We start from the raw sequence: 11,663 nt of genomic DNA on the forward strand, positions 1-11,663 counted from the left end.
CAACTCTTAAACCAGAGAGTATACCGCATGGTAAATGTTTCAATCCCCTAAAACGGGGAAGCTCGAGCGAAATAAATTTACGCCACGGTTTGAGAGTGAATATAAGAAGGTTTCAATCCCCTAAAACGGGGAAGCTCGAGCGAAATTTATTAGCACTTTAGACGATAGTCTAAATGCTATATTGTTTCAATCCCCTAAAACGGGGAAGCTCGAGCGAAATCGGTATTCTGTCCAAAAGTTGGTAGAGATACCGTGACTAAAATGTTTCAATCCCCTAAAACGGGGAAGCTCGAGCGAAATTAAACAGACGCAAAAAAGAGGAGGAGATGACAATAGCGGATAAAGTTTCAATCCCCTAAAACGGGGAAGCTCGAGCGAAATCTGAATTACAAGATGTAGATCCTTTTGATCCTAACGTTTCAATCCCCTAAAACGGGGAAGCTCGAGCGAAATAAAACAATTGACACTACTATGGATAGTAAAACTACATACTATCGTTTCAATCCCCTAAAACGGGGAAGCTCGAGCGAAATAATATACTCTGAAATTCGCAGAAGGCGATTTGAAAAATTCCGTTTCAATCCCCTAAAACGGGGAAGCTCGAGCGAAATCGCGTTTACGTTAGAAGTTGCGGTTAAAACCGCCATTAGGGTGTTTCAATCCCCTAAAACGGGGAAGCTCGAGCGAAATTATGGCCCACCACCAAAACATGGTGAACCAAAACTTCGAAAGAGTTTCAATCCCCTAAAACGGGGAAGCTCGAGCGAAATCGAAGATCAAATCGTAGCGTTGGAAAACGCGATAGAGACTAAAGTTTCAATCCCCTAAAACGGGGAAGCTCGAGCGAAATACGTTAACCTAGGGGAGAGCCTCCTATGATGATTTTTAAAATATATATGTTTCAATCCCCTAAAACGGGGAAGCTCGAGCGAAATAAAAGGGTTGAAGATAGCTTTAAGGATACAATGCAGGATATGTTTCAATCCCCTAAAACGGGGAAGCTCGAGCGAAATATCTAATCTAAGATATCTAGGTGCGTCTGTAGTTGAAAAAAAGTTTCAATCCCCTAAAACGGGGAAGCTCGAGCGAAATTATCCTCTCATTCTACCTGGTGATGATGTTGAACTAACTGGGTTTCAATCCCCTAAAACGGGGAAGCTCGAGCGAAATGGTAATTTAATAGGCAGCCAAATTAAGGCGGAGCTTAGTTTCAATCCCCTAAAACGGGGAAGCTCGAGCGAAATAATAATAAACCGGAAGGTAAAGGTAATAGTATATTAGTTTCAATCCCCTAAAACGGGGAAGCTCGAGCGAAATAATGGAACTACACTTACAATCTGCTGCACAAGCACATCAGGCGTTTCAATCCCCTAAAACGGGGAAGCTCGAGCGAAATAAACTTGTCATGGGCAATGACGGAGAAATCCGTTTGGATGTTTGTTTCAATCCCCTAAAACGGGGAAGCTCGAGCGAAATTGAGTATGATGTTTATACCTTGACCGAAGTGGAGTGTTTCAATCCCCTAAAACGGGGAAGCTCGAGCGAAATAAATGTTTATTAACATAAAGACACAAACAAGCGAGGGAACTCGGTTTCAATCCCCTAAAACGGGGAAGCTCGAGCGAAATTACAATATTTGGAATGGTAAATATTGAAAAAGATGTGGAGGATATGTTTCAATCCCCTAAAACGGGGAAGCTCGAGCGAAATTATTGATACAAATTTTGAGGATATTGAGCATATTGAACATCAAGTTTCAATCCCCTAAAACGGGGAAGCTCGAGCGAAATAGAATAAGGATACAAAATTAATACAAGGAGTATAAAAGTTTCAATCCCCTAAAACGGGGAAGCTCGAGCGAAATTGACCTTGTAATACAAGGTCTTGAGTCAAATGGCAGGTTTAAAGTTTCAATCCCCTAAAACGGGGAAGCTCGAGCGAAATCATCCTCGACGGAGTCGGGGATGGAGAAATAGCTATGGCTGTTTCAATCCCCTAAAACGGGGAAGCTCGAGCGAAATGATCAAGTTTTCGTTACTCGTAACGATCTTGATAACAAATACGTTTCAATCCCCTAAAACGGGGAAGCTCGAGCGAAATAGTGTAAAAGAAATCAAAAAGGTCACTGACAAAAAACGTTTCAATCCCCTAAAACGGGGAAGCTCGAGCGAAATAAGTTGGGTAACTGAAGAAGATTTCTTCGAAGTTGACCCTAAGGTTTCAATCCCCTAAAACGGGGAAGCTCGAGCGAAATAGGTGGATGATAGCCAAAGCCGCCAAATTGATAATCTTAATGTTTCAATCCCCTAAAACGGGGAAGCTCGAGCGAAATTATAAAGCCTATGAAGCTCTTACAGCTGATCAAGAGCTGGAGAGTTTCAATCCCCTAAAACGGGGAAGCTCGAGCGAAATTGGCAGCCATCGCCTGGAAAGAGACTAACTTCGGTAAAATGTTTCAATCCCCTAAAACGGGGAAGCTCGAGCGAAATCCGCTTAATCTAAATAAAAAAAGGTGGGCCAATGGGAAAAATTGTTTCAATCCCCTAAAACGGGGAAGCTCGAGCGAAATTAATAGGTTGAACATTAGCTGTTCTTATTATAGGCTGGACATTTTGTTTCAATCCCCTAAAACGGGGAAGCTCGAGCGAAATAGCCAATAAAACGCATTAAAATTAACAATGAGTTTTTAAGGAACTATTTGTAAACGGCATTATATCACAAAGAGCCAAGAAGTTCGAAAATGCAGTGAAAAACATTTTCCAAATTTGAGGTATTTTGCTTATAGTTACATTAAAGTATCGATAAAAAGCATATTTGCAATAGCTAAAAAGTTCGAAAATATAAAATAAAATTTAACAAAATTGTGCTTTTTCGAAATTTATAGCAAATTTAGATAGGTTAAAAGCCGTAAAATTGAGTTTTTAAAAATTGAGTTTAGACAAAAATACGCAAATCTAGGTTTTGAAAATGTAAAATTTCGGATTTTCGAATATATTTATACTTAAACCAATATAAAATATCGATTAATGGGTAGGTTTGAAATTTTAAAAAGTTCGAAAACCTTTTGCGGATAAAAAGGTCTAGATGTAAGTATCAAGTGGATTAAAAATTTTGCCTTCTCCTAGACTTTCACTTTTAGCCAAGCAGGTTTTGCATATACGATAAAACAGCACTTTATCACTTTTTGGCTCTATGAGTTTTAAAATTTTAGACTTAATGAGATGATAATCGCTTTCTTTTATATCAAGTTCAAAAACCGAGTAGTTTGCCCTGACGCCGTAACTTTCCAGTAAATTTGATACCTTATTTCTGCGTTTATTCGAGCGTATATCGTAGCATATTATTAGATTCATTGAAATCTCGCTATGAAAGGTTTGTATTTTATATTTTCAGAAACGCAACGCTTGAGCGCGTATGCCTGTTTGGTTATGATGTCTTGAGTCTTTATCTCTTCGCTTCTAAATGTAGTATATGCAAATAGTTTTTCATTGACGTTTTTAGTGATATTACGCCTAGTATCGACGCTTAATAACCCGTCTTTGATGTCAAAAGGCTCATTTTTGTTTATCATAGATATTATTGCACGATCAACTATAAACGTCCTAAACTCTTCTATTAAATCAAATGCCAAAGTGGGCTTTTGCTCGTCTAATGCATGTAAATATGAGACGTGAGGAGAAAGACCCGCTGCGACTATGGACTTTAAGACTTTAGAGTAAAGGATAGCGTAAGCATAGTTGAGAGCCGAATTTACAGTATCAGTCGCACCCTTAGTAATACGTCCGGAAAAGCCAAATTTATAATCAATAGCCTTTGCGATAGCCTGCCAGTATGAATTGGCACTTGTGCCTTCATATCCCATAAGCTCCGCTGTGGAGGAAGATGTAGGTATAAAATTTTTTAAAATACCTTGCATGGCTTCTATTTCGCTATCTAAAATTTTATGGTATTTGTTTAGATATTTTAAATAGTTGATTTGATTTCTTACCTTACCGATAACGAATTGCTGGGCTATCCTAAGTGATTTTTTAGTTTTTATAAGCGAAATTTGAGATGCAGCTGTTTTAGTTATAGAGCTATTTGAAGTAAATAGTGTAGCATAGCTTAAATTTGTCTTTTCATCTATAAAATCTATAGGAATTTTCTTTTTAGAACACTCTTTGATGACGGACGAGCTTATAGAAGTGTCTGCATTTATTATAATTTGCAAAATTTGATTTATAGGAAATTTATGTTTTATCTTGCCATGCTCTTTGAGAACAAATTTGCCTTGAGAAAGAGCTAAGAAATAAAACGGAGTAGTGATATGAATAAGACTACTATGCGAGAAATTTTTAAGATACTCGCGCTTTTTGGCTTCTAGTGTGTTTTGGACAGATTTTATGCGAGGCTGCTTGGCGTTTTTGTAGTAGGACAGGAGTTTTGATTTTTTAAGCTGCTGGGTTAGAGGATAGGGAAATTCCAAATTCACAAGCTCGTTTACCAATGTTTGTTTGTCGGTAGTTTTTATAAATTTTCTAATTAAATTTGTAACCGTTTCATCAAAATGCCTTATAAGCCTATCTTGTTGGGATGGTGAAAGTAGCTTTAGTTTGATACTTTTTAAATGAAATATGTAGGAGTTTAAATTCTCTATACTCTCTTTTATAGTCGGTTTTCTAATTTGGGATGAGAGTTTTTTAAGAGTAGATAGAAGCTTTTCTTCGGATATGCTTAAATTTGCTCCCTTAAAATTTACACCCAAGAATGTAAATTCGCTATTTTGATCATGTATAGCAGTTTTGGTTTCATTTATAGATAGCTTGATGGTGGATAAAAAAGCTTTAAGCTCGGCTAGGATTTGTTCTGCACTCTCTTTAGAACTGCATAAAATAACAAAATCATCTGCATATCGCACAAAATCGATGGCTTTTGAGTGTAAAAACATATCCATTTGATTTAGATATATATTTGAAAGCAGCGGGCTTAAAACATCCCCTTGATGAACGCCTTTAGCGTGAGATAGATAGTCAAATTTAGAAAAAATACCGTTTTTTATCCAAAGTTCAATGAGTCTAATGATACGTGAATCCTTAATGTGATTATTTAATATCTCAAGCAAAAAATCATGATCTATAGTTTCAAAGAAATCTTTTATGTCACTTTTAATAGCATATGTATAGGTTTTTAGAAAATCTCTTGTGCGATAAATTGCGTTAGTATATGATTTACCGCTTCTATAGGCATAAGAGCAATTTGAAAAGCCTTTGTCAAAATATCTTGAAAGCTCGGATATAAGTATGTTTTGTATAAATTTGTCTTTTAATGACGGAATCGCCAATTTTCTAAGTTCATCCTTGTTTTCTTTGGGTATAAAAGCTCGCTTTAAGGGTTGAGGCGAATAAGAGAAGTTAAAAATTTCACCCCTCAAGTCCTCATAAAAAGATGCGGTGCAGATATCATCTATGTTCAAACCATCAAGTCCAAGTGATGTTTTCTTTAGTCTTTTTAGGGCTAACTCATAAGCATTTTGAGTAAATATATCCTCCAGATTAAGCTCAAACACAACTATTTCCTTTACATATTTATTATAAATCAATATGAGTTAAATTCGCTCCACTTTCATCTTGCCAAGTCCAAATGTTGTGCTTTTGCCAACATTTATTAAAGTGGCAAGTTCTAGTAATCTAGCGGAGCGTTCATCAAGCCCATAAACCCTCATATCTCCCATAATGCCACCAAATTGCATTTTTGTTCTTTGGCGATTTGAATATCGCTCGAGATCATAAAACTTAAAATTTTGCTCGAATTTATCAAATTTCACTTCAAATTTATCCATATTAGTATCCGTTAGTTCGCCAAATCTCATTGCTATTTGCCTAATAAACGATCTAAAATCAAGCTTTGATCTAACATAGCCGTTTTTTTGCTTAATACGAATCGTGGTTAAAGCGGTGATCTTATAGTTACCAGAAGGAAAACTTGGCGAAAAAACAAGAGTGTGATCGGATGAGTTGATAGACTCTTGAGGCGATATAGTTGTGTCATTTATAGTTAAATTTTTAAATTCAAATTTTTGCCTAGGCATGCCAAAGCCTATCTGACACATATTTTCTATTGCAATAATAACATGAGGCAAGTATGATGTGGCATGATCGAAAAGTAAAATTTGAAAATCAAAGCTGTGCGAGTTAAAATCTATATCAAGTATAAATTTGGGCGATTTTGAGACATTTTCAAAAAACTCAGCATATATACACTTGTCAAAATAACGACAATTTTCGCAACTTGCATCAACATAGGGACAAGTAGCCTGTCTTAAGCCTCTACCAAAAACACCTCTTATAGTAGAGCCAGTAAATGCATGAGTAGGTTTTATGCTAATGCCTTTTACGCCAATAGTTAGATATTTGATCATTATTATTCGCTTGTAAAATTTAATGTTGATTATACTGTAAAATAATTTTTCATGCTAATATAAAAAGTATTACGGTGTGGCAATACTTAAGTGCAATTGAAATAAAAGGCGATTGGCGACATTGTAGTAATTTATTGACGGTTTTTTTTGGAAATTTTAACGCTTAGTTTATAAGACAAAATAGAAACTAACACTATATCAGCCATTATTTTAGGGCTAGTAAGCATTGCTATAAGTGGTATCATTTTATATCCTTTCGATGTTTTTGTTTTCTTGTGTATATTTTTTTGGACTTTACAACTCTTGATCGCATACCAATCTCTCTTTTAATATCGGCCAATATATTCAAATCTCTCTGTTTAAATTTCATTTTACCCCTATCTTTTCATAATTTTTGACAAGAATCTATATACTGCAAATGCCGTAGTAACCGCTCTGATAATTCTTTGTGCTAAAATATATATTGCATTTTATCTCCTTTGGACTACTTAATAATTTACTTTTTAATAATACCAATTGATATATTTCCAAATTATATACCGGCTATACCACATAGATTACAGCTGCATCATTTTGGGATAATTTATTTTTTAGTATGTTTAATTACCACTTCTAAAACTTCTGCCACAATCTCTAATATTTTAACAATGTCCATTTTATCTCTTTTTTTTAATTTGTTTAGGAGAATTGTATATTATTATTTGGACACCATTTGACATTTTATAAATGAAAATTTATAAATTTGTTAAAAAAGACAATTTGTAATATAACAAAATAAGATAATATGTAGTTTTTGTTATCGTAATAATATTTTGTCATACAATATTGCAAAAAACAATCAAGATGATACATTAAGCATATTTACAATAATTAACCTTATGATAACATTTATATCTATTTTCAATTACTATAGAATCAATCAAAACTCTTAATATGCTATAAAATATTTTAAATTATATATCAAAATAGTTTAAATATTAAAAAATAACTATATTAATTAAACTGCTAATCGATGCAATGTGTATTTTTTAAAATAAAAGCAATTAATCTTTTGATTTTAAAAATTATATTTTTTAACTTAATTTTTTTATAAAGTAAATTTTATTTTTTTGATTTTTTGGATTATATCTATATATAACTTTTATATTAGATTCTTTATCAATACTAAAATTCATCAGATCTTTGCCTTGTATATAAAAATCTTTGCCCAGAAAGCCAAATGCAGGATTTAAATCCGAAGTATAATTTATATTGCGATATTGAACTATTTTTCCATCTATCTTGTATGACAATTTTAAAGAACCTATTATTATTTTAAATGGGCTTTCTACTTTAAAATCTCCTATACTCTTACCGGATTTTTTTATTTCTGATATTACTGGCTTATCATTTATAAATTTAAACTCAAAGCAAGATAAAAGATCTGTTTCTTTTACTATTTTTAATTGTTTTTTATTTATCTTAAAATCTTTATCACTAAAATTAGTAAAACAGTAATACTCTTTTTTCGTATTGTTGTCTAAATATTTATTATAAAAAAGACACTCAACAACTTTGATATCAGAATATAAAAAATTACTTAATCTATCTTGTGTACTTTTATAAAATTCGTAGTTACTTTTTGTACTTTGAGCGTTTTTTACAAGATCATAAAGCTTATAGAAATTAGAATCCAAATTTTTATTTTTTGTATTCTTATAACGCTCAAGTTCATATTTTGAATTTTCATAAAGCCCCTTTTGTATCAAAAGTTCGGCCAGCTTAAGTCTTATTTTGATAACATAAATATCCTCATTTTTTTGCATCAACGCCTTAGAGTACATACTAATGGCAAGATCTATATCGGCTTGCTTTACAAAATCACCAAATTCACTCCAGTAGTAGGATGTCTTGGATATCTTATCATGTAAATTTTTATAAATTTCTATAGATTTTTTAGTGTCTCCTATTTTGTGAGATAATTGTGCAAAATCTCGGCCAAACCATTGGTCATAAGACATAATATTAAAAGCATGAGAGCAAAATTTAACAAGCCATGAGATGTTGTAGTTTTTGTATTCTTTTTTTATAAAATTGTCTATTGCGATACGTAAGGCTCTTGATACAAGCGATGGGTATTGTATGATTTTTCCATCATTGCTTTTAAATTCTTTAGCAATATAATCATCGTTTTGAAAAAAATTCACATTCCACAATTCAAGAAATTTTACAAAATCAATTGATCCTGGATTATTGTTCTCAAATTTTATACAGGCATTTAATATTACCGAATGCAATATAGACGGCCTATTGTTTTTTAATTTTAGATATTTATATAAAAAATACTTAAAAGTATTAATTTTTATATTTTTTTCGTTAGATATATATCTATAAATAGCCCATCCAAAAGCCTCACTTTCTATATCATTAAAGCTACTCTGATCCAAGCTTTCGAAAATTTTAATAGCATCTAAACACTTATTTGCTTTACTAAGGGAATTTGCAAGTTTAATCTTTTCAAATTTCGGCACAAGATCACAGTCATTGGTTGAATCATCAAAATTTATTGATTGTCTTACTTTATTATTAAAGTATTTATCTGCGCTTAACATAATTTTATTTGACTATTATGGATTTTATCATCCCAGAAAGCTGGCTATCGCCCGATATGTCAATGCAAGTACTAAAACAACCTTTTTTATTAAAATAAAAATCTAAAATACAAATCATATCATCTTTCCTAAACATATATCTTTCATTGTATTGAAGATGTTTTATGTTTATTATTTGTATATTGTATGGTTTTATTGCTTCATTTAAATTTTCATAAAAATCTCTTAAAAAATCTTCTTTAAACTGAAAATTATTAACTTCAGAACGAGCATCTAAAATAGATTTTTCTAGTGGACATAATAGCGGTTGTATCGTTTTTGAAAGAATATTTTGTTCAATAAATAAAATTTTACTTATTTGATTTTTTGAGTTGTAATTTATATTTACTCTGGATGTTTCATTATCAAAACCTAGTGTATATTGCTCACAATATTGATTATGAACAATGTCTAATATTGATATATTTTTAGGCTTTAAAATTTTAGCTATTTTAATATAAATTTGATATTGTATTTGTGTTTGGAAGCTTTCTTTTGGGAATATAAGTTCATCTGTTTTAATATCTTCATCGACTGCTGCATTAACAGGTATCACAATATTGTTGTTTGAAATTTTTATATTTGAGAATATTCCAACATGTGGCTCATCCAAAACATAGAGATTGCAAGACGCCCTTGTAATGGCTGTATACAACCATCTAAAATAATCTTGACTTAAAATGCTCTGATGACTTTTACAGTTTAAAAATACATTTTTCCACTCACTACCCTGAGCTTTATGGCATGTTATGGCATATCCAAATTTAACTCTTAGTGCATTAAAATAAGGATCTGATTTTAATGCATCTTTCCACTCTTTTGTATTTGGCTTAAGATTTTTATGTCTCATAATGAAATCAACATAAATTGCCTTATTTTCGTCAGAACTAAGGTTCGGCTGCTCTGAATATAGTAGATTTTCTATAATCTTACATTTTACACGTACCGGAGTGCTGTCAATATCATAAAAAAGTATAACTACGTCTTTAAAATTTATTTTAACATCTATTGTCCTATTTTTAGTAACTATATGCCTTGTTTCAGTTTCTGATAATATGTCTTCTATAATACCGAAATCTCCATTTGATATAAAAATTTCATAATTAGCATTATTCATCAAGGACATTATTTTATCTCCAACCCTAATTTCATGTTCACTACCTGGAAAAAGAATTTGACGAATCCTGTCATTATACTCTTTAACACTTGCATTAGAGTAGGCTATTACCATAGTTTGATGATCTATCTTTTTATTTGTTATATCAATATATTTTTGCGCAAAATTCTCATGTTCAATATGCTCAATATCCTCAAAATTTGTATCAATATCAAGCTGATTAAAAACTTTCTTTTGAAGAGATTTTCTTATAGGTAAAGTATTTTTAAGTATCCCACTATCGTCTTTTTGCCTAACAACATCTTTAAGTTCAAACTCTTCAATATCAAAGCCAAAATTTTCTAAAATATATTTTTTATCCAATGCCGGTGAAAAATTCATACCAACTGGTAGAAGTTGTGCGTTATCCCCTATAAAAACAACCTTTTTTCTATGGTCGCTACAATCAAGATTAATATAATGCATAAAATCTTTTAATAGATATCCACTGCCAAATCTTATAAATTCCATCTCACTATAAATATCCGATATCATAGAAGCTTCATCTACTATATATAAGGTATCGCTCGGGTTTTCATTAACAGCGAGTGAATAGTAGAATTTAAATGTTTTGTCTAAAATATCTTGATATTCAACAATGTCTTTTGTGGTATATATTGTTTTGTGTATAGTATAGGCTCTGCTATTTGTTTTTTTGGCTATAACTTTTGCTGCTTTGCCTGTAGGTGCGGCCAAAATATACGATCTCTTAATATAAGCTAAGTATTCTGTTAATCCTTTTGTTATAAAAGTTTTACCTGTACCTGCGTAACCACGCAATAAAAATACTTTATTATCTGACTTTAAAAATAATTCCAGCTTTTCAACAAGTTCTATTTGGGATTGAGTTAAGTCATATCTTTTAAAAAAATCTGTCAAAGTTATCATAATGATCCTTTATATTAAATTTTGTATTATAATATGTTTTAAACAGCCAATTTTACAGTTTTATATACTTTCTAATTTTTATTGGTTTAATATTAAGATATATAATAGACACAATATGTCAAATTTTATAAAAAATATATTTTTAAATAAGTTTTTTAATTATAAAACAGAATATAATACTATTTAAATCATTCTCTCCAATTTAACAAGCAACTTCACTAAATTTACAAGATCTGTAATCATAGCGTAATATCCTGTATTAATCTCAGTAATATTCCAATTATATTTTTAGCACGATCTTTTGTCTAGTCTAGCATATTATATATAAGATTATTACAAATTATATAGTAGCACTTCATCCGACTCCTAGTTTACTACTTAGTTTTATCTTTGTTCAGACACAAATTAAAAAATAACCTTGGATTCTTTTTAGAAATTTGTTAGAATTGGGAAAATTTTTCGGACTAGAAAGGTAGATTCTTTTAATATTAAAAAAGCTTGCAAACACCTATTTAACAGTTATTTTATTTTTTAATCTATGGTGTCCCTATCTCCCGGCCACTTATTATTTCCATAATATATAATTTAAAAA

Annotated in this window: 5 protein-coding genes and 1 CRISPR repeat array; all 5 genes read right to left on the bottom strand. The window is 31.7% G+C overall.

The annotated features are described in order from the left end of the window. The first annotated feature begins 36 nt into the window (after positions 1 to 36). Positions 37 to 2,651: a CRISPR direct-repeat array (repeat unit 37 nt; unit sequence GTTTCAATCCCCTAAAACGGGGAAGCTCGAGCGAAAT). Between the two features lie 429 nt (positions 2,652 to 3,080). Further along, positions 3,081 to 3,353 (bottom strand): CRISPR-associated endonuclease Cas2, encoded by a 273-nt coding sequence (gene cas2, locus CDOM16190_RS06595; protein ID WP_170019473.1) that lies wholly within the window; start codon positions 3,351 to 3,353, stop codon positions 3,081 to 3,083. Next, positions 3,350 to 5,545 (bottom strand): CRISPR-associated endonuclease Cas1, encoded by a 2,196-nt coding sequence (cas1, locus tag CDOM16190_RS06600; protein ID WP_170019474.1) that lies wholly within the window; start codon positions 5,543 to 5,545, stop codon positions 3,350 to 3,352. The genes cas2 and cas1 overlap by 4 nt, the downstream gene beginning before the upstream one ends. Before the next feature lie 39 nt (positions 5,546 to 5,584). Next, a complete protein-coding gene (gene cas6, locus CDOM16190_RS06605; protein WP_170019476.1) occupies positions 5,585 to 6,397 on the bottom strand; it encodes a CRISPR system precrRNA processing endoribonuclease RAMP protein Cas6 in 813 nt (270 codons plus the stop codon). A 1,073-nt stretch (positions 6,398 to 7,470) separates the two neighbouring features. Then, the gene (locus CDOM16190_RS06610; protein ID WP_170019478.1) at positions 7,471 to 8,988 is read right to left on the bottom strand and encodes a tetratricopeptide repeat protein; all 1,518 of its coding nucleotides are present in this window, start codon (positions 8,986 to 8,988) and stop codon (positions 7,471 to 7,473) included. A gap of 4 nt (positions 8,989 to 8,992) precedes the next feature. Beyond that, complete coding sequence (locus CDOM16190_RS06615) at positions 8,993 to 11,071, bottom strand: ATP-dependent DNA helicase (protein WP_170019480.1); 2,079 nt, start codon at positions 11,069 to 11,071, stop codon at positions 8,993 to 8,995. Positions 11,072 to 11,663 lie beyond the last annotated feature (592 nt).

It is taken from the genome of Campylobacter sp. RM16190 (assembly GCF_012978835.1).
In the GTDB taxonomy this organism is placed as follows: Bacteria; Campylobacterota; Campylobacteria; order Campylobacterales; family Campylobacteraceae; genus Campylobacter_A.

Excerpts from the sequence above, each read along its gene's own strand:
- CDOM16190_RS06610 (WP_170019478.1), bottom strand. The coding sequence starts at position 8,988 with ATGTTAAGCGCAGATAAATACTTTAATAATAAAGTAAGACAATCAATA.
- cas6 (WP_170019476.1), bottom strand. The coding sequence starts at position 6,397 with ATGATCAAATATCTAACTATTGGCGTAAAAGGCATTAGCATAAAACCT.
- CDOM16190_RS06615 (WP_170019480.1), bottom strand. The coding sequence starts at position 11,071 with ATGATAACTTTGACAGATTTTTTTAAAAGATATGACTTAACTCAATCC.
- cas2 (WP_170019473.1), bottom strand. The coding sequence starts at position 3,353 with ATGAATCTAATAATATGCTACGATATACGCTCGAATAAACGCAGAAAT.